Origin of the sequence: Clavibacter sp. A6099, assembly GCF_021919125.1 — a bacterium.
In the GTDB taxonomy this organism is placed as follows: Bacteria; Actinomycetota; Actinomycetes; order Actinomycetales; family Microbacteriaceae; genus Clavibacter; species Clavibacter seminis.
Genome location: NZ_CP083439.1, coordinates 1569331 through 1591845, shown reverse-complemented (window position 1 = coordinate 1591845; position 22515 = coordinate 1569331). Strand labels below are relative to the sequence as shown.

Genomic DNA, 22515 nt, shown 5'->3' with positions numbered 1-22515 from the left:
CGTCCCGCCGCTCGAGGAGAGAACCCATGACCGACACCGTCCACGTCCCCACCAGCTCCGCATCGGCCGACGTCGCCGCAGGCGTCGCCCAGTTCCTCAGCCCCGTCGTCGTCAACCTCCAGGCCCTCGCCGTCAACGGCAAGCAGGCGCACTGGCACGTCCGCGGCGCGAACTTCATCGGCGTCCACGAGTTCCTCGACGTCCTCGTCGCCCACGCGCAGGACTGGGCGGACACCGCCGCGGAGCGCGTCGTCGCCCTCGGCCTCCCGATCGACGCCCGCGTCGAGACGGTCGCCGCGTCCACCACCACCGCGCCCCTCACGCCCGGCTTCCGCCCGTCGAGCGCCACGATCGCCGAGGTCATCGCCCAGATCGACGCCACGATGGAGCTCGTGAACCGCGCCGTGCAGGAGCTCGGCGAGATCGACGTCAACAGCCAGGACGTCGCCATCGAGATCGCGCGCGGGCTCGAGAAGGACCGCTGGTTCCTCTTCGCCCACATCAGCGAGTAGCACCGCCCGCGGCAGCAGCACGCCGACGGTCGAGGGGCCCGGATCCGACTGGATCCGGGCCCCTCCGTCGTCTCGCACCGGACCCCCGGCAGCGCAGGACAGCGGCAGCACCGGATCAGCGGCAGCGCCGGATCAGCAGCGCCGACTCAGGCCCCGCGCACCGTCACGCCTGGCAGTACGGGCACCAGTACAGCTTCCGGCCGGCCGCCTCCTCCATCACGATGTTCGTGCCGCACACCCGGCACGGCAGCCCCTCGCGGTGGTAGACCCAGTGCCGGTCCGCGCGGTTGCGGAGCGCGGCGTCGAGCCTCTTGCCGCGCAGGCCGTCCATGGTCATCATCTGGCCGACCTCGACGCCCTTGCGCAGGAGCTTCGACCAGTCCCTCCAGAGCCCGCGGACGACGTCCTCGGGCACGTCGCGCCCCGGCGTGTGCGGGTTCTGCCGGGCGCGGAACAGCAGCTCGGCGCGGTAGACGTTGCCGATCCCGCTGACCACCGCCTGGTCCATGAGGAGCAGGCCGATCGCGGTCGGCTTCTTCCGCACCGTCGCCGTGAAGCGGTCCTCGGAGCGCTTGCCGCCGTCGACGAGGGGATCCGGTCCCAGCTTGTCGATGGCCTGCTGCACCTCCTCCGGGCTGGCGACCACGCACGCGGTGGGACCGCGGAGGTCCGCCACGGCGTGCTCGGTGAGGAGCCGCACGCGCACCTGGCCCACGGGCTCCGGCGGCCACGCCTCGGCCGAGAACGGGTCGTGCACCTTCTCCTGCTCCGCCATGCGGAGGCGTGCCCGGCGGGGCGCGCCGATGCTCGCGAGCGAGTCCTCGGCGTCGGAGTCGACCGGCGCGTCGTCGACGCGGTCGTCGACGGGCACGTCCCCGCGCATCCCGTTCTGGCCCATCCGGTTGAGCGTCGTGACGTCGCCCGCGAAGTCCCACGCGCCGTAGAGGCCGAGGTGCACGCGGAGCCAGACGTCGCCGTCGAACTCGAGGAACATCTGCTTGCCCACGGCCTTGGCGGCGACGAGGCGTCGTCCGTCGAGCACGGCCGCCCCCTCGGCGAAGCGGCCCTGCGGCGAGGACGCCTGCACGACGTCGCCGACGAAGTGCGCCTCGAACTGCTTCGCGATCCGGTGGATCGAATGCCCCTCGGGCACGGCGGCCTAGTCGGTGACGGGGTGACCGGCGATGGCCCCCGTCGTCTCGTACTCGGCGAGCTGCGCGATGCGGCGCGCGTGCCGCTCCTCCGCGGAGAACGGCTCCGCGATGAAGGCGTCGATGAAGGCCGTGGCCTCCTCGACGGTGTGCTGGCGGGCGCCGATGGAGATCACGTTGGCGTCGTTGTGCTGGCGCGCGAGCACCGCGGTCGACAGGTTCCAGACGAGCGCCGCACGGACACCCTCGACCTTGTTGGCCGCGATCTGCTCGCCGTTGCCCGACCCGCCGAACACCACGCCGAGCGCGGTCGTGCCCTGGCGCTGGTCGGCGACGACGGCGCGGGCGGCGCGGATGCAGAACGACGGGTAGTCGTCCAGCGCGTCGTACGAGGTGGGCCCGTGGTCGACGACGTCGTGGCCGGCGTCGGTCAGGTGCCCGGTGAGGTACCTCGAGAAGTCGAGGCCCGCGTGGTCGGTCGCGATGTGGATGCGCATCGGTGCATCCCTCCTGCCGCGCGTCGCGGCGTCGTGCCCGCGGCGCGGGCGGTGCCGGGCGCACGGCGGCCGGACGCCCGTGGACGCCCGGCCGCCGCGCACGCGACGGGAAAGGGTCAGTCGAAGATCGGGCCCACGGTGCGCGAGCGCTTGATCTCGAAGAAGCCCGGGTACGCGGCCACGGCGACGACTCCGTCCCACAGCTTGACGGCCTCCTCGCCCTTCGGCGCGGGCGAGATGACGGGACCGAAGAACGCGACGCCGTCGACCGCGATGACGGGCGTGCCGACGTCCTGGCCGACGCGCTCGATGCCGTCGAAGTGGCTGGCGCGCATCGGCTCGTCGTAGCGGTCGGTGCGGCTCGTCTCCGCGAGCTCGGCGGGGAGGCCGAGCTCGGCGAGGACCTCGGGGATCACGACGTCGGCGTCCTTCTGGTCGCGGAGGTGGATCCGGGTGCCCAGCGCGTCGTAGAGCGGCTTGACGTGCTCGGCGCCGTGCTCGGCCTCGACCGCGGCGACGAGGCGCGTGAAGCGGAGCGCTCGCGGCAGGAAGGCGGCGAAGTTCGGGTCGTCCGCCTTGTCCTCGTTGAGGACGGCGAGGCTCATGACGCGCCAGGTGATGTCGAGGTCTCGGTGGCGGGCGACCTCGTCGACCCAGCGGGAGGTCATCCACGCCCAGGGGCAGGACGGGTCGAACCAGAACTCGACGGCGGTGGTGCGGGGGCTGTTCTCAACGTCGGACATGCCGCAAGCCTAGGTCAGCCGACGCAATAGGATCGGCTCCGAAAGCGGCGCCGCTCCGCCCGCACCCGCGGTCCTCGACCGCCAGGTGCTCCATCCCGCGAGGCGCGTCCGCACGCACGGCCCACCCACCTCACGGACGAGCAGGAGCACCATGCCAGGAGAGAACCTCACCCGCGTCGAGGCCGAGGAGCGCGCCGCGCTGCTGGCCGTGTCCGAGTACGACGTGACGCTCGACCTCACCCGGGGCGCGGAGGTGTTCGGATCCACCACGACCGTGCGATTCACCGCCACGGCGGGCGCGTCCACGTTCATCGACGCGATCACCCGCACGGTGCACGCCGTGACCCTCAACGGCCGCGAGCTCGACCCCTCCGACGTCAGCGACGGAGTCCGCATCCGCCTCGACGACCTCGCGCAGGAGAACGAGCTCACGGTCGTCGCCGACGCCATGTACACGAACACGGGCGAGGGCCTGCACCGCTTCGTGGATCCCGTCGACGACGAGGTCTACCTCTACTCGCAGTTCGAGGTCCCGGACTCCCGCCGCATGTTCGCGGTGTTCGAGCAGCCCGACCTCAAGGCCGTCTTCCGCTTCACCGTCACCGCGCCGTCGCACTGGGAGGTCGTGTCCAACTCCCCCACGCCCGAGCCCACGGCAGCGGCCGACGGTGCGTCCACGTGGACCTTCGAGCCCACGCTCCGCATGTCGAGCTACATCACGGCGCTCATCGCCGGCCCCTACGGCGTCGTCCGGAGCGAGCTCACCTCGAGCGACGGCCGCACGATCCCGCTCGGCGTCTTCGCCCGCAAGTCGCTCATGGAGCACCTCGACGCCGACTACGTGTTCGAGAAGACCCGCGAGGGCTTCGCCTTCTACGAGGAGCGCTTCGACTACCCGTACCCGTTCCCGAAGTACGACCAGCTCTTCGTCCCCGAGTTCAACGCCGGAGCGATGGAGAACGCCGGCGCCGTGACCTTCGTCGAGAGCTACGTCTTCCGCTCCAAGGTCACCGACGCGGTGAAGGAGCGCCGGGTCACGACGATCCTGCACGAGCTCGCGCACATGTGGTTCGGCGACCTGGTCACCATGAAGTGGTGGGACGACCTGTGGCTCAACGAGTCCTTCGCGACCTACATCTCGACGCTGGCCACGGCCGAGGGCACCGAGTGGACGGGCGCCTGGACCACGTTCAACGCCGGCGAGAAGTCGTGGGCGTACAACCAGGACCAGCTGCCGAGCACGCACCCCGTGTACGCGACCATCAACGACCTGGAGGACGTGCAGGTCAACTTCGACGGCATCACGTACGCGAAGGGCGCCTCGGTCCTCCGCCAGCTCGTCGCGTACGTCGGACAGGACGAGTTCCTCGCCGGCGTCGCCGCGTACTTCCAGCGCCACGCGTTCGGCAACTCGACGCTCCGGGACTTCACCACGGAGCTCGAGGGCACGAGCGGCCGCGACCTCGCGCGCTGGACCGACCTGTGGCTGAAGACCTCGGGCGTCAACACCCTGCGTCCCGAGATCGCGACAGACGAGGACGGCGTCATCACGTCGTTCGCCGTCCTGCAGGAGGCCGCGGAGGACTACCCGACGCTCCGCCCGCACCGCCTCGCCATCGGCTTCTACGAGCTCCGCGACGCGAAGCTGGTCCGCACGGAGCGCTTCGAGCTCGACGTCGACGGCGACCGCACCGAGGTCGCCGAGCTCGTCGGCCGCCAGCGCCCCGCGCTCGTGCTGCTCAACGACGACGACCTCACCTACGCGAAGGTCCGGCTGGATCCCGCGTCGCTCGAGGTCGCGATGCGCCACCTCGCCGCGTTCGAGGACTCGCTGGCCCGCTCGCTCGTCTTCGCCTCGGTGTGGGACGCGACGCGCGACGGCGAGATCCGCGCCCGCGACTACGCGCGCCTCGTGCTCGACAACGTCGCGACCGAGGACGAGTCGACGGCCCTCCGCTACGCGCTCGCGCAGCTGACCGTCGCCGCGTCGTCGTACTCGGCGCCGGACCACCGCGACGAGCTGCTCGCGACGGTCGCGTCCGAGCTCTGGGCGCTCACGGCGCAGGCCGCGCCCGGGTCCGACAACCAGTTCCAGTTCCTGCGCACCTTCGCGCAGGTCGCGCAGGAGCCGGCGCAGCTGGATCACGTGCAGGCGCTGCTCGACGGCAGCGAGACGCTCGAGGGCGTCGAGATCGACGCCGACCTCCGCTGGGAGCTGCTCACGGCGCTCGTCGCGGGCGGTCGCGCCGGCACCGCGGAGATCGACGCGGCCCTCGCGGCCGACCGCACGGCCACGGGCGCGCAGTCGGCGGCCCAGGCCCGTGCGGCGCTCCCCACCGCGGAGGGCAAGCGCGCGGCGTGGGCATCCGTGTGGGAGGCCGACACCGAGCCGAACACGATCGTCCGCACGACGGGCCTCGGCTTCCGCCGCGCGGCCGACACCGAGCTCCTGCGGCCGTACGTCGGCGCGTACTTCGACGCCCTGCAGGGCGTGTGGGAGTCGCGCAGCTACGCGATCGCGGCGGCGCTCATCGGCGGCTTCTACCCGTCGCCGCTCGCCGACGAGGAGCTGCGCGACGCGACCGTCGCCTGGCTCGACGCGAACCCCGAGCCGCCGGCGCTCCGCCGCCTCGTCAGCGAGCTGCTGTCGGGCGTCGAGCGGGCGCTCCGGGCGCAGGCGAAGGACGCCGAGTAGCACCTCGCTCCACCAGAGGGGGACGGTCGCGCATGCGGTCGTCCCCCTCGTCGTCCCGGCCGCGGGACCCGCGGGCGGACCCAGGACCGGCCGGGCAGGCCGCCGGTACACTCGGCCGGATGACCTCCCCTCTCCTCACCCCCGTCGGAAGCGCGTCGCGATGGACCTGAGCATGGTGTGCTGCGGCGACGGCTCGTTCTTCTCCACCTGGGGCACGCTCATCAAGGTCGTGTCCTACCTGGTCGGCGGATTCCTCCTCAGGTGGATCCTCCTCGTGGTGATCCGCAACACGGTCGACCAGATCGTCTCGGGCGTCAAGAAGCGCCAGAACGTCGACGACACGCAGTCGATCCAGGCGTCGCCGCTCACGGCGGTGCGCGTCGTCCAGCGCACCCGCACGCTGGGCAGCGTCCTCAGCAACATCACCACCGTCGTCATCGTGATCATCGTGCTGGCCCTCGTGGTGAACGCCGTGGACGACAGCATCCTCAGCTCCCTCGCCCTCCTCACCGCCGCCCTCGGCGCCGGCCTCGGCTTCGGCGCGCAGAACATCGTCAAGGACATCCTCAACGGGCTGTTCATGGTGGTGGAGGACCAGCTCGGCGTCGGAGACGTCGTCGACGTGGGCCCCGCCACGGGCGTCGTCGAGACCGTCGGCATCCGCATCACGACGCTCCGCGACGTCAACGGCACGCTCTGGTTCGTCCGCAACGGCGAGATCCTCCGCGTCGGCAACATGTCGCAGGGCTGGGCGCGCGTCGTCATCGACCTCGCCGTCCCGTACGACGCCGACGTCCAGGCCGTGCAGGAGCGCATGCTCGCCACCGCGACCGAGCTGGCGTCGACCCCGAAGTGGCGCTCGCGCATCGTGGAGAAGCCCGAGCTCTGGGGCATCGAGTCGATCTCGGAGTCGGCCGTCGTGATCCGCGTGGTCGTCAAGACGCGCAGCAACGCCCGCGACGACGTCTCGCGAGAGCTCCGCGGCCGGCTCAAGGCGAGCCTCGACGCGATGGGCGTGACCCTGCCGTCCCTCGCCGCCGTCGTGCTCACCGGGTTCGACAGCGCGGCCAGCGTGGGAGGAGCGCACCCGCCGCGCACCGCGTCGACGCCCGTGCAGCAGCCCGAGCAGCCCGCTCCCCGCAAGCGCGCCGCCCGCAAGGTCACGCAGCGACAGCCCGGGTCCCCTGCGGCCGGATCCGCGTCCCCCGTCGTCCGCGGCGCGGCGGGATCGCGTCCCGACCCGCGCGCGACCCAGATGATCCCCGCACAGGCTCCGGCGCCCGCGCGGGATCTGGACGAGGACGAGGTCACCGCGGCGTGGACCGTGCTCCCCGAGGATCCGACTGCCGAGCCGTCCACCGACGCGGCCGCCGACGCGGCCACCGACGCGGACGACGGATCCGGCGACGTCGCTCCCCCGAAGCCGCCGCGCGCGCCGCGTCAGCCGCGGAAGCCCGCGACGCCCCCCGAGGAGTCCTGATGGCCGATCTGCTCGGCAGCTCGTTCTACGAGGACGTCGGCGGCCGCCCGACCTTCGAGAGGCTCGTCCGCGAGTTCTACCGGGGCGTCGCCGAGGACCCGGTGCTCGTCGCGATGTACCCGGAGGAGGACCTCGAGGGCGCGATCCAGCGCCTCACCGGTTTCCTCGAGCAGTACTGGGGCGGTCCCACGACCTACAGCGACGAGCGCGGCCACCCGCGCCTGCGGATGCGCCACATGCCGTTCCGCGTGAACCCCGACGCGCGCGACCGTTGGCTCGCGCACATGCGCGTGGCCGTCGACTCGCTCGACCTGTCGCCGATGCACGAGGCGCAGCTCTGGGACTACCTGGAGCGCGCCGCGCACGCGATGGTCAACACGTTCGACGAGTCCTGAGCGCCGGCGGACCGACCGCCCGCCACCCGCGGTCGGCTAGAGGCGCCGCACGAGCACGTGCCCGCGTGCCGTCGTGAGGCGCGTCCAGGGTCCGGTGCGGAACACCGCGACCGGCGCCTCGTCGTCGTCCGGCGCCGCGTCGGGCACGGGATCCGGCCCCAGGAACCCGAGGCTGTAGGCCGCGAACGCGCCGCCGGCGACCACGTCGGGCGCGCCCTCGACGGGGCGTCCCCAGACCTCGCCGCGCACGCGCGACACGATCTGCTCGCCGATGCCCGACGGCACGGCGGTGGCGACCTCGTCGATCCCGGCCCGCGCGGCCGCGCGGAGGGAGGCGGCGGACACGTCCGCGCCACGCTCCCACCCGGCGCGCGGCGGCGAGATGCCCGCCCAGGGCGCCGTGGCGGTGTCCGGCGGCACGAGCACGCCGACGGGCTCGCCCGGGGATCCGGTTGCCGGCCCCTCGAGGCGCGCGAGGCGGTCGAGGAGCGCGCGGATCGGCACGACGCTGTCCACGGGCGCCTGCGTCTCGGCCGCGAAGGTGCGGAGTCCGAGGACGGTCGGCGACCGGTCGAGGAGGCCGGCGGGCTGCAGCACCGAGGTGTACACGGCGAGGACGCCGCCGGATCCGATGAGGCGCACGGCCCCGTCGTCGACGCGGGCGGAGCGCCCGAGGAAGGTCTGCAGATCGCCGAGGGCGAGGGCGTCCCGGAGGGCGAAGGAGGGCGTCATGGCCTGTCTAAGCTACTGGATGCGCCCATGCGATCCGCCGGGCGCCCGGCTGCCCGAGGCCGGCCCGCGACGCGGAGGACCCATGACCGACCACGCATCCGACATCCCGGACGACGGCCCGCTCGCCGGCCTGCTCACCGCCCTCGACCTCACCGACACGGGTGCTCGCACGAGCGAGGACATCTCGACCGGCCCGTCGCAGTGGATGCCCATGGGCCGCGTCTTCGGCGGCCAGGTGCTCGCGCAGTCCCTCGTCGCGGCCATGCGCACCACCGAGGCCGACCGCCGCCCGCACAGCATGCACGGCTACTTCCTGCGTCCCGGCGACGTCACGAAGCCCATCACCTTCTCGGTCGACCGGATCCACGACGGCCGCTCGTTCTCGACCCGCCGCACGCAGGCCTACCAGGACGGCCGCCCGATCCTCTCGATGATCGCGTCGTTCCAGGATGCGGACGAGGGCCTCGAGCACCAGGCGCCCATGCCGGAGGGGATCCCCCAGCCGGAGTCCCTGCCGAGCGCACGCGACGTGCTGTCCCGCATCGACCACCCCGTCGCCGCGCACTGGGCCAACGACCGCCCCTTCGACATGCGCCACGTCGAGCAGCCCGTGTACTTCGGCGCCGCGCCCGACCGCGTCGCCCATCAGGCCGTGTGGGTCCGCGCGATCGGCCGCCTGCCCGACGACCCGGCCGTGCACCTCGCCTCGCTGGCCTACGCGAGCGACTACTCGATCCTCGAGTCCATCTACCGCAGGCACGGCCTCTCCTGGGCCACGCCCGGCATCAAGGCCGCGAGCCTCGACCACGCGATGTGGTTCCACCGCTTCGGCCGCGCCGACGAGTGGATGCTCTACGTGCAGGAGTCGACGAGCGCCCAGGGTGGCCGCGGCCTGTCGCTCGGCCGCATCTACTCGCGCGACGGCGTGCTGCTCGCGAGCGTGGCCCAGGAGGGCATGGTGCGGGTGCCGCGCTGACCATGTCGCGCGACACCGACACGGCGAGCGTCAGCCGCGACGGCCGAGGGCCGCCGGCTCCTCCAGGAGCGCGGACCACTCGGCGCGTTCCTCGTCGCTGATGCGCCGTGGCCGACCGCTCGCCGCGTCGACGAGCACGATCGTGGTCGAGGCGCGCGCGTAGAGGGCCTGAGGCTCCGCGCCCGCGGGCGACCGCACCTCGTAGCACGCCTCGAAGCTGGAACCGCCGAGCCGCCCGAGCCACACCTGCACGTCCAGCGGCTGCCTGCCGTAGGAGATGGGCAGCAGGTACTCGATCTCCTGGCGCGCGATCATCGTGAGAGTGGCTGCGCCCGCGGACGCGTCGATGAGCGCGAGACCGGGATCCGCGTCCCCGCCGCCCGGCTCGGTGAGCCAGAAGGCGCGGACGCGGGCCTCCTCGAGGAGGCGCACCACCTCCACGTTGTTGACGTGGTTGTAGGCGTCCAGGTCGGCCCACCTGAGGTGGATGGGGACGTGGATCCGGGTCATGGCGGGCAGCCTCAGTCGCGCGTGAGCTTGCGGTACGCGGAGCGGTGCGGCTTCGCGGCGTCCGCGCCCAGACGCTCGATCTTGTTCTGCTCGTACGCCTCGAAGTTCCCCTCGAACCAGTACCAGTTGGCCGGGTCCTCCTCCGTGCCCTCGTAGGACAGGATGTGCGTGGCGATCCGGTCGAGGAACCACCGATCGTGGGTGATGACCACGGCGCAGCCCGGGAACTCGAGCAGCGCGTTCTCGAGGCTGCCGAGCGTCTCGACGTCCAGGTCGTTGGTGGGCTCGTCGAGCAGCAGCAGGTTGCCGCCCTGCTTGAGCGTGAGCGCGAGGTTCAGGCGGTTGCGCTCGCCACCCGAGAGGATGCCGGCCTTCTTCTGCTGGTCCGGGCCCTTGAACCCGAACGTGGAGACGTAGGCGCGCGCGGGCACCTCCTGCTTGCCGACCTGGATGTAGTCCTGGCCGTCGGAGACGACCTCGAACAGCGACTTCTCGGGGTCGATGCCGCCACGGCTCTGGTCGACGTAGGAGATGTCGACGGTGTCTCCGACCTTGAGCTCCCCCGAGTCGAGCGGCTCGAAGCCGACGATCGTCTTGAACAGCGTGGTCTTGCCGACGCCGTTCGGGCCGATGACGCCGACGATGCCGTTGCGGGGCAGCGTGAAGGAGAGGTCGTCGATGAGGACCCGCTCGCCGAACTGCTTGTGCAGCTTCTTCGCGTCGATGACCTGCGAGCCGAGGCGCGGCCCGACGGGGATCTGGATCTCCTCGAAGTCGAGCTTCCTCGTGCGCTCCGCCTCGGTCACCATCTCCTCGTAGCGCGCGAGGCGCGCCTTGGACTTCGCCTGGCGGCCCTTGGCGTTGCTGCGCACCCAGTCGAGCTCCTCGGCGAGGCGCTTGGAGAGCTTGGCGTCCTTCTTGCCCTGGACGCTGAGGCGCTCCTGCTTCTTCTCGAGGTAGGTCGAGTAGTTGCCCTCGTACGGGTAGAGGCGCCCGCGGTCGACCTCGGCGATCCACTCGGCCACGTGGTCGAGGAAGTACCGGTCGTGGGTCACGGCGAGGACGGCGCCCGGGTACTTGGAGAGGTGCTGCTCGAGCCACAGCACGCTCTCGGCGTCGAGGTGGTTGGTGGGCTCGTCGAGGAGCAGCAGGTCGGGCTTCTGGAGCAGGAGCTTGCAGAGCGCGACGCGGCGCTTCTCGCCGCCCGAGAGGTTCGCGACCGAGGCGTCGCCCGGCGGGGTGCGGAGCGCGTCCATCGCCTGCTCGAGCTGCGAGTCGAGCTCCCAGCCGTCGGCGGCGTCGATGGCCTCCTGCAGCGTCCCCATCTCGGCGAGCAGGGTGTCGAAGTCGGCGTCGGGCTCGGCCATGGCCGCGGCGATCTCGTTGTAGCGGTCGACCTGCGCCTTCAGCGGGCCGACGCCCTCCTGCACGTTCTCCAGCACGGTCTTCGACTCGTCGAGCTCGGGCTCCTGCATGAGGATGCCGACCGAGTAGCCGGGCGACAGCTTGGCCTCGCCGTTGCTGGGGGTGTCGAGGCCCGCCATGATCTTGAGGATCGTCGACTTGCCCGCGCCGTTCGGCCCGACGACGCCGATCTTCGCGCCGGGGATGAACGACATGGTGACGTCGTCGAGGATCAGCTTGTCGCCGACCGACTTCCGGGCGCGGACCATCGAGTAGATGTATTCAGCCATGGGCACGAGTCTATTGAGTGCGGCGGGTGCCGGATGCCGCGCCAGGGCCCGTAGGCCCGGGCATCACCAGTCGATCGCGCGCGTCTGGCCGACGAGGCATCTGCCGGACGAGAGCGCCGGCTCGACGTGCGCGCTGAACCCGTCCTTCGCCCGCTGCCCGACGAGGCACGCGTCCGGCATGTGCACGGAGACGAGGATCGAGTCGACCGCGTTGCCGAGGGGCGTCGCGTCGGCGGTGACCTCCATGCGGTCCTTGGGGAAGCCGGCGGCCACGAGCGCGTCCACGAGGGCGCGCCCCTGCGCGTTCGCATCGGCGGCGACGACCCCGCCGGCCGTCGCCTCGAAGACGGGGAGGGCGGCCTCGGCCGTGCCATCGGGATCGAGCGGCGCGACGGTGGGCGCAGCGGAGGCGGCACCGGGATCCGCGGTCGCCGTGACGGCGGCGGGTGGCGGCTCCGGCGCGGGGGCCGACTGCGTGCAGGCCGAGAGGAGCAGGGCCCCGAGGAGCGCAGGCGCCAGGAGGGCGCGGGGAGCCCGGATCACGCGGCGGACTCGTCGGCGCGGGCCGGGTCGTCGTCGCGGTCGGGTGCAGGCGGGATGGCGAGCTCGTCGGCCCGGATGCCCACCTGGCCGTCGTCGAGGGGGGATGAGCTCATGCTCGTGAGGATATCCCGCGCGATGGTCTCCAGCTGCGCGGTCTGCTCGTCGGTCAGCGGATCGAACACCGAGCGGAGCACCTCATCCGCGTGACCCGGTGCCGCGGCCTCAAGCGTCGCCCGGCCCTCGTCGGTGAGCTCCGCGAGCAGGCTCCTGCCGTCGTGCGGCGACCGCGTGCGACGGACCCAGCGCAGCTGCTCCAGCCGTGTGACGGCGTGCGATGTACGGCTCGCCGACGCCTGGAGCGCGCGGGCCAGGACGCTCATGGGGAGCGCGCCGCCCTCCGCCTCGGAGAGCCGGACGAGGATCATGTAGTACGCGTGCGGCATGCCCGAGTCCCGGAGGAGCTGCCGCTCGATGCGCTCGCTGACGTTGTTCAGCGCGACGATGACCGTCCGCCAGGCGCGCTGCTGATCCGGCTCGAGCCACCGGGGGGATCCGCTCATGGTGCGATCCTAGGCTCCTCGGCCTGCGAGCCGACGGCGACGGTCCCGCGTCGGGCGAGCACCGCGTCCGCCGCGAGCTCGACCGCGTCGTCCTCGGGCCGGCTGGCTCGACGAGGCTCGAGGTGACCCAGGACGATCACCCGATCGCCGACCGCCACACGTCGCACGGTGGCGGACGAGCCGGCCCCCGTGCACACCACGAGGACGGCGCCGTGCTCCGGGCCACGGAGGTCGCCGGATCCCACGAGGAGGCTCGCGACCTCCCAGCCCTCCACCGTGCGGATGCATCGCGGCCGCCCCGCCACCACCCCGTGCAGCACGACGCGCGCCTCGCTCCCGCTCCCGCCGCAGTGCTCTCGCCCCCTGCTCTCGTCGACCACCGGGCCGCCCCTTCCCGCGACCTGGCGACCGCGGGCCCAGGATGCGCCACGACCGGTGCCGCGCAGTGCCGCGGGGCGGGCGGCGCGCACGATGCGTCAGCGTGCGCGCCTGGGGAGGAGACGGACGGGGCTCAGTGCTCCGAGAAGCGGAGGTCGTCGTCGCGGCCGGCACGGAGGGCCGCCTTCGCGATCTCCAGCGTCGGGTAGGTGCCCGCTACGACGCCGCGGTGCAGCGACCGCACCTCGTAGCCGTCGTCGTGGGAGTGGATGGAGGCGAGCGCCCCCGTGGACCCGAAGGCCACCCAGGTCTTCCCCGCGGTGCGCGGGAGTCCGGTCGTGCTCGTGCTCGTGGTCGTGCTCGTGGTCGTGCTCGTGGTCATCGACATCGTCGTCGCCTCTCCTGGCCGGGCCTCGTCGCCCGGACGTGCCGATGGTACGCCGACGCCCCGCGGCCGTACAGGCCGCGGGGCGTCGATGACGGGTGGATCAGGCGGCGCGCACGTACTGCGCGAACGACTTCCTCACCTTGTTCACCTTGGGCACGGCGACCGCGTTGCAGTAGCCCTGGCCCGGGTTCTTGGCGAAGAAGTCCTGGTGGTAGTCCTCCGCGTCGTACCAGGTGCCGACCGGCTCGATGGTGGTGACGGCGGTGCCGTCCCACAGCTCGCCGGCGCGGGAGATCGCGTCGCGGAACAGCTGCTCCTGCTCGGCGTCCGCGGGGAACATGGCCGAGCGGTACTGGGTGCCGACGTCGGCGCCCTGGCGGTTGAGCTGACGCGGGTCGTGCAGCGTGAAGAACACGTCGAGGATGACGTCGGCGGGGATGACCTCCTCGTCGAAGACCACCTTCACCGCCTCGGCGTGCCCGGTCGCGCCCGTGCACACGGCGTCGTAGGAGGGGTGGGCGGTGTGGCCGCCGATGTAGCCGGAGATGACGTCCTGGACGCCGTCGAGCGTGCGGTAGACCGCATCGAGGCACCAGAAGCAGCCGCCGGCGAGGATGAATGTCTGCATGAGAGATGAACCTACTTCCCGTCGACGCGCGCGAGGTCCGCGGTGGTCGACATGGGAGGGAACCGTCACCGGGCGGATCCCATTCCGCGCCTCCGCGATGTCGGTGGTCGCCCGTAGCTTCGGGGACATCGAGACATCGCCGGGCCGGCGGCGCACGGACGGAGGACACCATGCCCAGCACCACCTACACCCCCCTGGCGCGTTCGGCCGTGCGGGTCCGCGAGCTGCACGACGGGCTGCTGCGCGTCACCCGGCCGGACGGCGCGGTCCTCGGCTACGTCGAGCGCATGCACGAGCCGCAGGGCGAGCGCTTCCGCGCCAAGCGGCTCCGGCGCGACGCGCAGGGGTTCGTGCCGCTCGGCGACTTCTGGTCGCTGCAGGACGCGGTCGACTGCCTGCGGTTCTGACCGGCTGCCGCCCCTGACCGGGTGCGGCGACGCGCCCGCCCGGCCTCCCGGATCGGGCCCGGGCCCCGGGGTACGGTCGCCGCATGCAGTGGTGGAATGATCTCCTCGATGCCCTCGCGTCCGAGCGGGGCACGCAGCTCCTCTCCGGCGTCGTCGTCCCCTTCGTCGCCATCGTGGTCGCCGGCGTGCTCGCCGCCGTCATCGCGCGCAGCGCCACGCAGCGGATCCTCACGCGGCACGACCGCGAGGTGAAGGCGGCCGCCATCGGCGTCCTCGTGGATGCCGCGCGTCAGGCCTCCGTCTGGGACGGCCTCACGGCGCAGGAGCGCGTGCTCGCCGACCGCGCGGCGGGCGAGGCCGACATCCGCGTCCGCCTCCTGCCGGTCAAGGGCGCCGCCACGGCCGCCACCTGGGCCGCGCACGAGATCAGCGAGTTCAAGCGCGGCAGCGGCAGCTTCGGCTTCCAGTTCGACGCGCAGCTCGCCGAGTTCCGCGACCGCATGGTCGAGTGGCAGCACCACCCCGGTCGCGCGCGCAAGATCTTCCAGGGCGACATCTCCCGCTGGCAGTTCGAGGACGACCAGCCCGCCGCCGACACGGCCGTCGGGAGCCGCACTCCGGCACGCCCGGAGGAGCCGACCGCCGTCGCTCCGGTGCCGGTGCCGTGGCGCAGCGGATCCGACGACCAGCCCGGTGCCGAGCGCCGCGTCGAGTCCCCCGACGAGCAGTACAGCCCGCCCGTGCCCTCCTCCTCGGCCGCGAACTCGCGCTCCGCGGAGGCCGACCGCCGCTGACGAGCACGCGCGCCGGCACGTGACGACGCCCGCACCTCCTGGGAGGTGCGGGCGTCGTCGTCATCTCAGACCGCGATCACTTCCACCAGTCGTCGAACATGCTCGCGGGGACGCGTCGCTTGTGCTCCGTGCTCGCGTAGCGCGCCTCGATCGCCTCGGCCACCTCGTCGTCGACGTCGCGGCCCTCGAGGAAGTCGTCGATGTCCTCGTAGGTGAGGCCGAGGTTGGCCTCGTCGGTCTGGCCGGGGGTGTCGTCGAGCAGATCCGCCGTGGGTGCCTTGAGGTACAGGCGCTCGGGCGCCCCCAGGTGCTCCAGCAGCGCGCGACCCTGGCGCTTGCTGAGGCCCGTGAGCGGGAGGACGTCCGCGCCACCGTCGCCGTACTTCGTGAAGAAGCCCGTGACCGCCTCCGCCGCGTGGTCGGTGCCGATCACCAGCAGGTGCGCCTGCCCGGCCAGCGCGTACTGGGCGACCATGCGCGAGCGCGCCTTGACGTTGCCCTTGGTGAAGTCGGTCATCGCGTGCCCTGCCGCGTCGGCGTACTCCGCCTGGAAGCCGTAGACGGCGCGCTTGATGTCGAAGACGACGCTCGACTTCGGCTGGATGAAGGAGAGCGCCAGCTGCGCGTCCTCCTCGTCGGCCTGCACGCCGTACGGCAGGCGGACGGCGATGAACTCGGCGAGGAGCCCCTCGGCCGCGAGCTCCTCGATCGCGAGCTGGGCCAGGCGCCCGGCGAGGGACGAGTCCTGCCCGCCGCTCACGCCGAGGACGAAGCCCTCCGCGCCGGTGGACCTGAGGTAGGCCTTGAGGAAGTCGACGCGCTTCCGGACCTCGTCGGCGGGATCGATGGTCGGCCGCACCTCGAGGGCGGCGATGATCTGTGACTGGATGTCGCGCATGCGTCGAATCTACGGCCGATCCCGCGCTTCCGACAGTCGGTCCCCCCGGCGCGACTCGAACGCGCAACCGTCGGATTAGAAGGCCGATGCTCTATCCATTGAGCTACAGGGGGTCGAGAAGAGGTTACTATGCGGGGTCCGGACGCTCCGGGGCGACCGAGGGAGCGGCCGGGGCCGTCCCGTCCATCGCCCGCACCACCGCCTGCAGCACCTGCGGCGCGGTCGGCACGCCCTCGGCGCGGAGGACCTGCCGGTCTCCGACCCGCACGAGGATCGTCGGCGTCGACCGGATGCGCTCCGCCTCGGCCAGGTCGGGGTGCGCCGCGACGTCGAGCTCCTCCACCGGGAGCCAGGGCAGGAGGCGCTGCACCTCCGCGAGCACTCGCCGGGTCGCCTGGCACGGGACGCAGAAGAGCGAGGTGAACATCACCACGCGCACCCCCTCCGCTCCCGCGGGCGCGGCGTCCGCCCCTGGCCCACCCTCGCCGGGGGTCAGGAGAGGAACGCCGCGACGGCGGCGACGATCGACACGAGGGCGAGGAGCAGCGAGACCGAGACCAGCACGAGGTGCACGGTGAAGAACGGCGTGCGCGACCCGTCGGCCGCGCGGGCACGGGGATCCTTCGCGACGCGCTTGAGGAACTGCGGCCAGACGACGACGTTCCAGACGCCGTTGACGATGAGGAGGACGGCGAGGAGGGTGATCACTCCCCCATGGTAGGCGGCGCATCGGGGCCGCCCCGGCCCGCCGATAGGATCGGGGGATGGGCAACAACGCGGACCGGCTGGTGTGGATCGACTGCGAGATGACGGGGCTCGACCTCGCGATCGACGAGCTGGTGGAGGTCGCGGTGGTCGTCACCGACTTCGACCTCGTGCCCGTCGACGACGGCTTCACGATCGTGATCAACCCCGATCCCGCGGCGCTCGCCAACATGGGCGAGTTCGTCACCGAGATGCACCGCTCGTCGGGGCTGCTCGAGGAGATCCCCGCGGGCGTCAGCCTGGCCGACGCCGAGTTCGCGGTGCTCGAGTACCTGCTGCAGCACGTGCCGAACGGCGGCAAGGCCCCCATCGCGGGCAACACCATCGGCACCGACCGCGCGTTCCTCGCGAAGTACATGCCCCGCGTCGACGCGCACCTCCACTACCGCAGCGTCGACGTCTCCTCCATCAAGGTGCTCGCGAAGGAGTGGTTCCCCCGGATCTACTTCAACTCCCCCGCGAAGAACGGCGGCCACCGCGCCCTCGCCGACATCCTCGAGTCGATCCGCGAGCTCGAGTACTACCGTCGCGCGGCGTTCGTCCCGGCGCCGGGACCCGCCACCGACGACGTGCAGGCCATCTCCGCGGACGTCACGTCCGCCTGGGCCTCGCGGCTGTAGTATCCTCGTCATGGCCGTCCGCGAGAGCGGGATCGGCCGCATGGTGGGCGTAGCTCAGTTGGCAGAGCGCTGGCTTGTGGAGCCGGAAGTCGCGGGTTCGAGCCCCGTCGTCCACCCCACCGGGAAGGGCCGGGATCCGAGAGGGTCCCGGCCCTTCCGTCGTCTCCGCTCCTCCCGTCGTCCCCCTGGCCCGCACGGCGGGGCCTCGCGGCGGACGGCCTCCACCGCATGCGCGTGTGCGAGGGTGGATCCGTGCTGCACTGCGAACCCGACGACTTCGAGCGACTGGTGGTCGACGAGCTCGACGCGCTGCCGGACGAGATGGTGGACGGGCTCGACAACGTCGTCTTCGTCGTCGAGGACCGGCCCGAGGACGGCTCGCTCGACCTGCTAGGCCTCTACGACGGCGTCGCCATGACGGAGCGCGGGCAGTACGGCTTCGGCGAGATGCCGGACCGCATCGTCGTCTACCGCGAGCCGCACCTGCACGAGGCGGAGGACCTGGACGCGCTGCGGGACCTCGTCCACGTGACGCTCGTGCACGAAATCGCGCACTTCCACGGCATCGACGACGACCGGCTGCACGAGCTCGGCTGGGCCTGAGGCCCGAAGCGGCCCGGACGCACGACGACCCCGGTCGCCGCGTCGCGGTCCGGGGTCGTGGGGAGGCGCTCAGGCGCCGGGCGTGCCGGGTGTCAGAGCTCGAGGGACTCGTCGTCGCCCTCGCCGAGGACGTCGTCGCTGCCGTCGGCCACGTACGTGTAGGTCACGCGCTGCTCGCCCGCGACCTCGGACACCTCGCCGGCGCGGTACTGGAACAGGGACTCCTTGCCCTCCACGGCCGACATCGTGCTGATGGTCTCGTCGTGCTGGCCGTCGACGAGGACGCGGGTCTCGGTGGTGCCCTCGAGGGGGCCGTCGGCGAAGACAGCGAGGTAGCGGACGTCGGACGGTGCGGAATCGGTCATGGCATCAGGCTACCCGGCCGCCGCGACGGCGTCCGTGCGGACGACGACGTCGGCCAGGGCGCGCGGATCCTCCCTGTCGACGTGGGTGCGCCACTGCGCGTCCCAGCGCTCCCACTCGGCGGCGAAGGACTCGCCGTCGCGCGCGATGGCGCGGGCCCGGCGCACGGCGTCGTCGGCCTCGACCCAGATGCGACGCGTGGCGAGGCGCGCGGCGACCCGGGTCAGGGATCCGCAGCCCTCGACCACGAGCGGCTGTGCCGGGTCCAGGTCATGCCACTCCGCCGGTGCGTCGGCGGACCAGTCCCAGCGGCGCCACCTGGGGCATCCGCCGGGATGCATCTGCTGCAGCACGTGGCGCTCGAGGTGCCGGGAGGCCGCCTCGAGGCCGTCCCAGCCGGGGTAGACGTCGTCGAGGCGGAGCAGCTGCGCCCCGCGCGGCAGCCCCGCGTCAGGATCGCCGTCGCGGACCAGGGCGTCGGCGAGGGTCGACTTCCCGGATCCGGACGGACCGTCGACGAGGACCAGCGCCGGGCGCCGCTCCCCCGCGTCAGGACGCAACGGAGCCCCACGTCCCGGCGGCGACGGCGGCCGTCACCGCGCAGGCAGCGACGAGCACCGCGACGGTCACGACGAGCGCCTCGCGCCGACCCACGACGCTGGGCCTGGCCCACGTGCGCGCGGTGGTGCCGCCGAAGCCGCGGGCCTCCATCGCGGTGGCCAGCTTGCTGCCGCGGCGGATCGAGAGCACGAGGAGCGCGAAGGCCTGCCCGGCGAACCGGCGGACGCGACCCCGGTCGGCGACGCCCCGTGCCCGGCGGGCGAGCTCGAGCGAGCGCCAGTCGTCGAGGAGGAGGCCGACGAGCCGGACGCCCGCGAGCGCGCCGAGGACGAACCGGGACGGCAGGCGCGCGACCTGGGCCAGGCCGTCGGCGAGGTCGGTGGGATCCACGTCCGAGAAGAGGACGAGCGACGCGACGCCGATCGCCAGCACGCGCAGCGTGGTCGCCACCGCCAGCAGCACCGAGCCCTCGCTGACGACCACGAGCAGGAACTGCGCGTACACGTCGCCGGACGTGCGCCCGTAGAGCAGGATCGTGAGCCCCGCGCCGGGGGCCGCGATCCAGATCGGGATGCCGCGCACGAGGAAGGCGCGCGGCCGGATCCCCGCGAACGGCAGGAGGAGCAGCTCGAGCAGCAGCGCCGCGCCCGCGGAGACCACGTCGAGGCTCAGCACGAGGACCAGGGTCAACACGAGGGCCGCCGCGAGGCGCGCGACCGGGTTGACGGCGGCGAGGCCCGTGGCGCCAGCGGTGGGGACGACGACGGTCGGGGCTGCGCTCATCGCACGACCTCCAGCCGGGCCGCCCGGCCGGGGGCGGCGTCGAGGCGGAGGACGTCGTCCGCCAGCGCGCGGACGAGGTCGGCGTCGTGCGTGACGGCGAGGACCCCGACGCCGTCGCGGTCGACGAGGTCGGCGAGGAGCGCGACGAGCTCGGCCCAGGTGCGGGCGTCCTGCCCGAACGTCGGCTCGTCGAGCACGAGGAGGCGCGGCGCGGTCGCGAGGGCGGTCGCCACCGACAGGCGCCGCTTCTCGCCGCCGGAGAGGGTGAAGGGGTTCGCCTGCGCGAGGCCGTCGAGGCGGAGGCGCACGAGCAGCTCGTCGACGCGGCGGGCGGCGTCGGCGGGATCCATGCCCACGGCACGCGGCCCGACCTCGAGCTCCGCGCGCACGGTGCCGGCGAGGAACTGGTGCTCAGGATCCTGGAACACGGTGCCGATCCGCGCCGCGAGCTCGCGCGAGCGCCAGGCGGCGGGATCCGCGCCGAGGCCGTCGGCGAGGGCCGTCTCCGCGACCACCCGGCCGGACAGGGCGGGCAGCAGGCCGCCGAGCGTGAGCGCGAGCGTGCTCTTGCCGCCGCCGTTCGGACCGGTGAGCGCGGTGACCCGGCCGGACGCGAGCGCGAGGCCGATGTCGTCGGCGACCGCGGTGCCGCGCGCGCCGCCCCTGCCGACCGTGAGGCCGTCCGCGCGGAGGAGCGGTGCGGGCGTGGCGCGCTCCCGGACGGGCGCGGCGGGCTCCCGGCCGGGGACCCAGACCCCCGCCGCGGCGAGCGACGCGCCCTGGTCGCGGAGGACATCGTCCGGCGCGCCGTCGGCGAGGATCCCGCCGTCGGCCCCGAGCACGACGACACGGTCGACGAGGTCCTCCCAGACGGCGACCCGGTGCTCGATGACGACGAGGGTGGCGCCGCTCCGCTCGACCACGGACTCGACGGCGCGCCGCACCTCCCCGACGCCCTCGGGGTCGAGGTTGGCGGTCGGCTCGTCGAGGAGGAGGAGCCCGGGCCGCATCGCGAGGACGCCGGCGAGGGCGAGGCGCTGCTTCTGGCCGCCGGAGAGCGCGGTGGTCGAGCGGTCGAGGGGGACGTCGAGCCCGACGGCGTCGAGCGCTGCGCGGACGCGGATCCAGATCTCGTCACGCGGGACGCCGAGGTTCTCGCAGCCGAACGCGACGTCGTCGCCGATGCGGGAGAGGATCACCTGCGCGTCCGGATCCTGCAGCACGAGCCCGGCGCGCCCGCGGCGGGCGGCCGGATCCTGCCCGTCGACGAGCAGGGTGCCGCGGGTCTCCCCCTCGTCGTCGCCGCCGAGGACGCCCGCGAGCGCGTGCATGAGCGTGGTCTTCCCCGCGCCGGACGCGCCGAGCAGCAGCACGCGCTCGCCCGGCTCGATGACCAGGTCGACGTCGCGGACCGCCCAGGCGCTCCTGCCGGCATGCCGCCAGCCCCACCCCGCGGCCCGGACGGACGCGCCGCCCGCCGCGTCGGCCGCCGCCTCGGGTCCCGCGAGAGGCACGCGCGACGCGCCGACCGACGGCGTGCGACGGCCCGGCCGCCGCACGGTCAGACGCGGGCCGCGGTGTCGCGGCCCGAGGCGAAGCGCGAGAGCGCGCCGGTGCGGGCGAGCGCCCGGGCGACGAGCCACGAGAGCAGCCCGGCGATGACCGCGCCCGAGACGAGCGCCGCGACCGTGTAGATGGTGGCGAACAGCGGGGTGGATCCCGGGTAGTAGGTGATGAGGTCCGTGACGGCCATGCCGAGCCCGGCGCCCATGCCCGCGAGCACGGCGACGTAGGCGCGCCAGTTCGCGTAGAGGAAGACCAGGAGCACGAGCTCCGCGCCGAGGCCCTGGGTGAGGCCGGAGAGCAGCGTGCCGACGCCCCAGACGTTCCCGACGAGCATGGAGACGAACGCCGCCAGCAGCTCGCCGTACAGGGCGGCGCCTGGCTTGCGGATCACGATGCCGGTGAGGACGCCCGCGAACAGCCAGCCGCCGCCGGCCAGCGCCTGGAGGCCGGGGAGCAGCGGCTCGAAGAAGCCGCCGACCGGCACGGACGCCGTGTTCCAGATGACGAAGACGAGGCCGGAGGCGACGCCGAGGACGCTGGCCACGACGATGTCGATGACGCGCCAGCGGGCGCGCAGGCCGGAGCGGGGCGCGCGGGAGCCGGCGTCGGCGTCGGCGGGGACGGCGGATGCCGTGGACGAGGGTGATGCGGTCATTGGACGTGCCCTTCGGATGAGTGGAAGAGGGCACGGGTGCGAGATGGAAGCCTCCCTGCGCTGGCATGATCCAGATCAGGTTCGACGGTCGAAGACTGGGTGTCTTCCTCTCAGCCCGGCTCACCGGACTCCCGTGTTCGAGGCGATCCTAGCGCGCGGTCGACGCGCCCGGGATGCGCGCGCCGGGACGCGGGCCCGGGATGCGCGCCCGCCCCGGACGCACGGGAGCGCGGATGCTCGAGGGCACCCGCGCTCCGCGGTGGTCGTGCGCGCCGACTACCTCAGCGTCTTGATGAGCTTGACGAGGACCTTGCCGGAGATCCAGATGACGGGCGTGGCCACCGCGAGCAGCGCGATGACGTTGGGCTGGAACCGCACCTCGCCGTCGGTGGCGATGTACGCGCCGATGGGCCAGGTGGCGCCGCCTCCCCCGCCGCCGCCCGCGACGTTGCCGTCGGAGTCGGGGAGGTCGCTGCCCCCGCCGAATCCGTACCAGGCGAAGGCCACGGGCACGATGGTCGAGCCGTCGATGTCGAGGGGGTCGCCGTAGACCGTCCCCACTCCGGCGTTCTTCACGTTCTCTGCGAGCTGTGCGACGAGGTTGGTCATGCGTCCCAC

29 protein-coding genes, 2 tRNA genes and 1 riboswitch are annotated in these 22515 nt (G+C 72.9%); of the genes, 10 read left to right on the top strand and 21 right to left on the bottom strand.

The features are described 5' to 3' along the window. Positions 1-26 precede the first annotated feature (26 nt). Positions 27-512, top strand: a complete 486-nt coding sequence (locus tag KYT88_RS07565) for a Dps family protein (RefSeq protein ID WP_043587158.1) — start codon at positions 27-29, stop codon at positions 510-512. A gap of 163 nt (positions 513-675) precedes the next feature. Here KYT88_RS07565 and KYT88_RS07560 read toward each other — a convergent pair whose 3' ends face one another. The 3 genes from KYT88_RS07560 to KYT88_RS07550 all read right to left on the bottom strand — a co-directional run bounded on the left by KYT88_RS07560 (position 676) and on the right by KYT88_RS07550 (position 2903). Next, positions 676-1665, bottom strand: coding sequence for an Fpg/Nei family DNA glycosylase (locus KYT88_RS07560; protein WP_043587160.1), 990 nt, complete (start codon positions 1663-1665; stop codon positions 676-678). A gap of 6 nt (positions 1666-1671) precedes the next feature. After that, positions 1672-2160 (bottom strand): ribose-5-phosphate isomerase, encoded by a 489-nt coding sequence (locus KYT88_RS07555; RefSeq protein ID WP_043587161.1) that lies wholly within the window; start codon positions 2158-2160, stop codon positions 1672-1674. Between the two features lie 116 nt (positions 2161-2276). After that, positions 2277-2903, bottom strand: coding sequence for a mycothiol-dependent nitroreductase Rv2466c family protein (locus tag KYT88_RS07550; protein WP_043587163.1), 627 nt, complete (start codon positions 2901-2903; stop codon positions 2277-2279). Positions 2904-3054: 151 nt separating this feature from the next. On the opposite strand from KYT88_RS07550, the gene pepN reads away from it, so the two are divergent. The 3 genes from pepN to KYT88_RS07535 all read left to right on the top strand — a co-directional run bounded on the left by pepN (position 3055) and on the right by KYT88_RS07535 (position 7473). Continuing rightward, positions 3055-5598: an aminopeptidase N gene (gene pepN / locus KYT88_RS07545; protein ID WP_043587165.1), complete on the top strand. Its 2544-nt coding sequence runs from the start codon at positions 3055-3057 to the stop codon at positions 5596-5598. Between the two features lie 160 nt (positions 5599-5758). Further along, complete coding sequence (locus KYT88_RS07540) at positions 5759-7078, top strand: mechanosensitive ion channel family protein (RefSeq protein ID WP_043587167.1); 1320 nt, start codon at positions 5759-5761, stop codon at positions 7076-7078. After that, complete coding sequence (locus KYT88_RS07535) at positions 7078-7473, top strand: globin (RefSeq protein WP_043587169.1); 396 nt, start codon at positions 7078-7080, stop codon at positions 7471-7473. Before KYT88_RS07540 ends, KYT88_RS07535 begins: the two co-directional genes overlap by 1 nt. Positions 7474-7509: 36 nt before the next feature. On the opposite strand, the gene KYT88_RS07530 is transcribed toward KYT88_RS07535, so the two are convergent. Then, positions 7510-8205, bottom strand: a complete 696-nt coding sequence (locus tag KYT88_RS07530) for a DUF8185 domain-containing protein (protein WP_043587171.1) — start codon at positions 8203-8205, stop codon at positions 7510-7512. 82 nt (positions 8206-8287) lie between these two features. On the opposite strand from KYT88_RS07530, the gene KYT88_RS07525 reads away from it, so the two are divergent. Beyond that, positions 8288-9181: an acyl-CoA thioesterase gene (locus tag KYT88_RS07525; protein WP_043587173.1), complete on the top strand. Its 894-nt coding sequence runs from the start codon at positions 8288-8290 to the stop codon at positions 9179-9181. A 30-nt stretch (positions 9182-9211) separates the two neighbouring features. Here the strand turns inward: KYT88_RS07525 and KYT88_RS07520 are convergent, their stop codons facing one another. The 7 genes from KYT88_RS07520 to msrA form a co-directional block, all read right to left on the bottom strand. Continuing rightward, positions 9212-9691, bottom strand: coding sequence for an acyl-CoA thioesterase (locus KYT88_RS07520; protein WP_043587174.1), 480 nt, complete (start codon positions 9689-9691; stop codon positions 9212-9214). A gap of 11 nt (positions 9692-9702) precedes the next feature. Continuing rightward, positions 9703-11385: an energy-dependent translational throttle protein EttA gene (gene ettA / locus KYT88_RS07515; protein WP_043587175.1), complete on the bottom strand. Its 1683-nt coding sequence runs from the start codon at positions 11383-11385 to the stop codon at positions 9703-9705. A 63-nt stretch (positions 11386-11448) separates the two neighbouring features. Beyond that, the gene (locus tag KYT88_RS07510; protein ID WP_043587178.1) at positions 11449-11928 is read right to left on the bottom strand and encodes a DUF6993 domain-containing protein; all 480 of its coding nucleotides are present in this window, start codon (positions 11926-11928) and stop codon (positions 11449-11451) included. Further along, the gene (locus tag KYT88_RS07505) at positions 11925-12488 is read right to left on the bottom strand and encodes a MarR family winged helix-turn-helix transcriptional regulator (protein WP_043587180.1); all 564 of its coding nucleotides are present in this window, start codon (positions 12486-12488) and stop codon (positions 11925-11927) included. Before KYT88_RS07505 ends, KYT88_RS07510 begins: the two co-directional genes overlap by 4 nt. Continuing rightward, the gene (locus KYT88_RS07500; RefSeq protein ID WP_237583830.1) at positions 12485-12868 is read right to left on the bottom strand and encodes a hypothetical protein; all 384 of its coding nucleotides are present in this window, start codon (positions 12866-12868) and stop codon (positions 12485-12487) included. The genes KYT88_RS07505 and KYT88_RS07500 overlap by 4 nt, the downstream gene beginning before the upstream one ends. A 131-nt stretch (positions 12869-12999) precedes the next feature. Beyond that, positions 13000-13248, bottom strand: a complete 249-nt coding sequence (locus KYT88_RS07495; protein ID WP_043587916.1) for a hypothetical protein — start codon at positions 13246-13248, stop codon at positions 13000-13002. A 106-nt stretch (positions 13249-13354) separates the two neighbouring features. Next, on the bottom strand, positions 13355-13882 hold the full coding sequence (gene msrA / locus KYT88_RS07490) for a peptide-methionine (S)-S-oxide reductase MsrA (RefSeq protein WP_043587182.1): 528 nt from the start codon (positions 13880-13882) through the stop codon (positions 13355-13357). Between the two features lie 170 nt (positions 13883-14052). Between msrA and KYT88_RS07485 the strand changes: the two genes are divergently transcribed. Then, on the top strand, positions 14053-14289 hold the full coding sequence (locus KYT88_RS07485; protein WP_043587184.1) for a hypothetical protein: 237 nt from the start codon (positions 14053-14055) through the stop codon (positions 14287-14289). 83 nt (positions 14290-14372) lie between these two features. Continuing rightward, positions 14373-15083 carry a hypothetical protein gene (locus KYT88_RS07480; protein WP_043587186.1) on the top strand — a complete coding sequence of 237 codons (711 nt, stop codon included), beginning with the start codon at positions 14373-14375 and terminating at the stop codon, positions 15081-15083. A 76-nt stretch (positions 15084-15159) separates the two neighbouring features. Here KYT88_RS07480 and nadE read toward each other — a convergent pair whose 3' ends face one another. The 4 genes from nadE to KYT88_RS07460 all read right to left on the bottom strand — a co-directional run bounded on the left by nadE (position 15160) and on the right by KYT88_RS07460 (position 16689). Beyond that, entirely contained in the window at positions 15160-15981 is an 822-nt protein-coding gene (gene nadE / locus KYT88_RS07475) for an NAD(+) synthase (RefSeq protein ID WP_043587187.1), read from the bottom strand. 40 nt (positions 15982-16021) lie between these two features. Further along, positions 16022-16094, bottom strand: a tRNA-Arg gene (locus KYT88_RS07470). A gap of 14 nt (positions 16095-16108) precedes the next feature. Continuing rightward, the gene (locus KYT88_RS07465; RefSeq protein ID WP_051629417.1) at positions 16109-16408 is read right to left on the bottom strand and encodes a thioredoxin family protein; all 300 of its coding nucleotides are present in this window, start codon (positions 16406-16408) and stop codon (positions 16109-16111) included. A 65-nt stretch (positions 16409-16473) separates the two neighbouring features. After that, positions 16474-16689, bottom strand: coding sequence for an SCO4848 family membrane protein (locus tag KYT88_RS07460; protein ID WP_012038127.1), 216 nt, complete (start codon positions 16687-16689; stop codon positions 16474-16476). A 56-nt stretch (positions 16690-16745) separates the two neighbouring features. Between KYT88_RS07460 and orn the strand changes: the two genes are divergently transcribed. The 3 genes from orn to KYT88_RS07445 all read left to right on the top strand — a co-directional run bounded on the left by orn (position 16746) and on the right by KYT88_RS07445 (position 17969). Next, complete coding sequence (gene orn, locus KYT88_RS07455) at positions 16746-17366, top strand: oligoribonuclease (RefSeq protein WP_043587190.1); 621 nt, start codon at positions 16746-16748, stop codon at positions 17364-17366. A 43-nt stretch (positions 17367-17409) separates the two neighbouring features. Next, positions 17410-17485 (top strand) — tRNA-His (locus KYT88_RS07450). Between the two features lie 133 nt (positions 17486-17618). Continuing rightward, the gene (locus KYT88_RS07445) at positions 17619-17969 is read left to right on the top strand and encodes a metallopeptidase family protein (RefSeq protein WP_043587918.1); all 351 of its coding nucleotides are present in this window, start codon (positions 17619-17621) and stop codon (positions 17967-17969) included. Positions 17970-18061: 92 nt separating this feature from the next. On the opposite strand, the gene KYT88_RS07440 is transcribed toward KYT88_RS07445, so the two are convergent. From KYT88_RS07440 to KYT88_RS07415, 6 genes are all read right to left on the bottom strand, one after another. Then, positions 18062-18334: a hypothetical protein gene (locus tag KYT88_RS07440; RefSeq protein ID WP_012038124.1), complete on the bottom strand. Its 273-nt coding sequence runs from the start codon at positions 18332-18334 to the stop codon at positions 18062-18064. Between the two features lie 9 nt (positions 18335-18343). Beyond that, positions 18344-18892, bottom strand: a complete 549-nt coding sequence (locus KYT88_RS07435) for a nucleoside/nucleotide kinase family protein (RefSeq protein WP_043587192.1) — start codon at positions 18890-18892, stop codon at positions 18344-18346. Next, positions 18882-19676, bottom strand: coding sequence for an energy-coupling factor transporter transmembrane component T family protein (locus KYT88_RS07430; RefSeq protein ID WP_043587194.1), 795 nt, complete (start codon positions 19674-19676; stop codon positions 18882-18884). The genes KYT88_RS07435 and KYT88_RS07430 overlap by 11 nt, the downstream gene beginning before the upstream one ends. Continuing rightward, positions 19673-21235 carry an ABC transporter ATP-binding protein gene (locus tag KYT88_RS07425; protein WP_043587196.1) on the bottom strand — a complete coding sequence of 521 codons (1563 nt, stop codon included), beginning with the start codon at positions 21233-21235 and terminating at the stop codon, positions 19673-19675. The genes KYT88_RS07430 and KYT88_RS07425 overlap by 4 nt, the downstream gene beginning before the upstream one ends. 2 nt (positions 21236-21237) lie before the next feature. Continuing rightward, on the bottom strand, positions 21238-21897 hold the full coding sequence (locus KYT88_RS07420) for an ECF transporter S component (protein WP_043587198.1): 660 nt from the start codon (positions 21895-21897) through the stop codon (positions 21238-21240). Between the two features lie 35 nt (positions 21898-21932). Continuing rightward, positions 21933-22033: riboswitch (TPP riboswitch) on the bottom strand. Positions 22034-22173: 140 nt separating this feature from the next. After that, positions 22174-22506, bottom strand: a complete 333-nt coding sequence (locus KYT88_RS07415) for a hypothetical protein (RefSeq protein ID WP_043587919.1) — start codon at positions 22504-22506, stop codon at positions 22174-22176. Positions 22507-22515: the final 9 nt, after the last annotated feature.

What these genes read in the sequence shown, in the direction of transcription:
- KYT88_RS07565 (WP_043587158.1), top strand. Translation starts at nt 27, where the DNA reads ATGACCGACACCGTCCACGTCCCCACCAGCTCCGCATCGGCCGACGTC.
- KYT88_RS07555 (WP_043587161.1), bottom strand. Translation starts at nt 2,160, where the DNA reads ATGCGCATCCACATCGCGACCGACCACGCGGGCCTCGACTTCTCGAGG.
- KYT88_RS07550 (WP_043587163.1), bottom strand. Translation starts at nt 2,903, where the DNA reads ATGTCCGACGTTGAGAACAGCCCCCGCACCACCGCCGTCGAGTTCTGG.
- pepN (WP_043587165.1), top strand. Translation starts at nt 3,055, where the DNA reads ATGCCAGGAGAGAACCTCACCCGCGTCGAGGCCGAGGAGCGCGCCGCG.
- KYT88_RS07540 (WP_043587167.1), top strand. Translation starts at nt 5,759, where the DNA reads ATGGACCTGAGCATGGTGTGCTGCGGCGACGGCTCGTTCTTCTCCACC.
- KYT88_RS07535 (WP_043587169.1), top strand. Translation starts at nt 7,078, where the DNA reads ATGGCCGATCTGCTCGGCAGCTCGTTCTACGAGGACGTCGGCGGCCGC.
- KYT88_RS07530 (WP_043587171.1), bottom strand. Translation starts at nt 8,205, where the DNA reads ATGACGCCCTCCTTCGCCCTCCGGGACGCCCTCGCCCTCGGCGATCTG.
- KYT88_RS07525 (WP_043587173.1), top strand. Translation starts at nt 8,288, where the DNA reads ATGACCGACCACGCATCCGACATCCCGGACGACGGCCCGCTCGCCGGC.
- KYT88_RS07520 (WP_043587174.1), bottom strand. Translation starts at nt 9,691, where the DNA reads ATGACCCGGATCCACGTCCCCATCCACCTCAGGTGGGCCGACCTGGAC.
- ettA (WP_043587175.1), bottom strand. Translation starts at nt 11,385, where the DNA reads ATGGCTGAATACATCTACTCGATGGTCCGCGCCCGGAAGTCGGTCGGC.
- KYT88_RS07505 (WP_043587180.1), bottom strand. Translation starts at nt 12,488, where the DNA reads ATGAGCGGATCCCCCCGGTGGCTCGAGCCGGATCAGCAGCGCGCCTGG.
- KYT88_RS07495 (WP_043587916.1), bottom strand. Translation starts at nt 13,248, where the DNA reads ATGACCACGAGCACGACCACGAGCACGACCACGAGCACGAGCACGACC.
- msrA (WP_043587182.1), bottom strand. Translation starts at nt 13,882, where the DNA reads ATGCAGACATTCATCCTCGCCGGCGGCTGCTTCTGGTGCCTCGATGCG.
- KYT88_RS07485 (WP_043587184.1), top strand. Translation starts at nt 14,053, where the DNA reads ATGCCCAGCACCACCTACACCCCCCTGGCGCGTTCGGCCGTGCGGGTC.
- KYT88_RS07480 (WP_043587186.1), top strand. Translation starts at nt 14,373, where the DNA reads ATGCAGTGGTGGAATGATCTCCTCGATGCCCTCGCGTCCGAGCGGGGC.
- nadE (WP_043587187.1), bottom strand. Translation starts at nt 15,981, where the DNA reads ATGCGCGACATCCAGTCACAGATCATCGCCGCCCTCGAGGTGCGGCCG.
- KYT88_RS07465 (WP_051629417.1), bottom strand. Translation starts at nt 16,408, where the DNA reads ATGTTCACCTCGCTCTTCTGCGTCCCGTGCCAGGCGACCCGGCGAGTG.
- orn (WP_043587190.1), top strand. Translation starts at nt 16,746, where the DNA reads ATGGGCAACAACGCGGACCGGCTGGTGTGGATCGACTGCGAGATGACG.
- KYT88_RS07440 (WP_012038124.1), bottom strand. Translation starts at nt 18,334, where the DNA reads ATGACCGATTCCGCACCGTCCGACGTCCGCTACCTCGCTGTCTTCGCC.
- KYT88_RS07430 (WP_043587194.1), bottom strand. Translation starts at nt 19,676, where the DNA reads ATGAGCGCAGCCCCGACCGTCGTCGTCCCCACCGCTGGCGCCACGGGC.
- KYT88_RS07420 (WP_043587198.1), bottom strand. Translation starts at nt 21,897, where the DNA reads ATGACCGCATCACCCTCGTCCACGGCATCCGCCGTCCCCGCCGACGCC.
- KYT88_RS07415 (WP_043587919.1), bottom strand. Translation starts at nt 22,506, where the DNA reads ATGACCAACCTCGTCGCACAGCTCGCAGAGAACGTGAAGAACGCCGGA.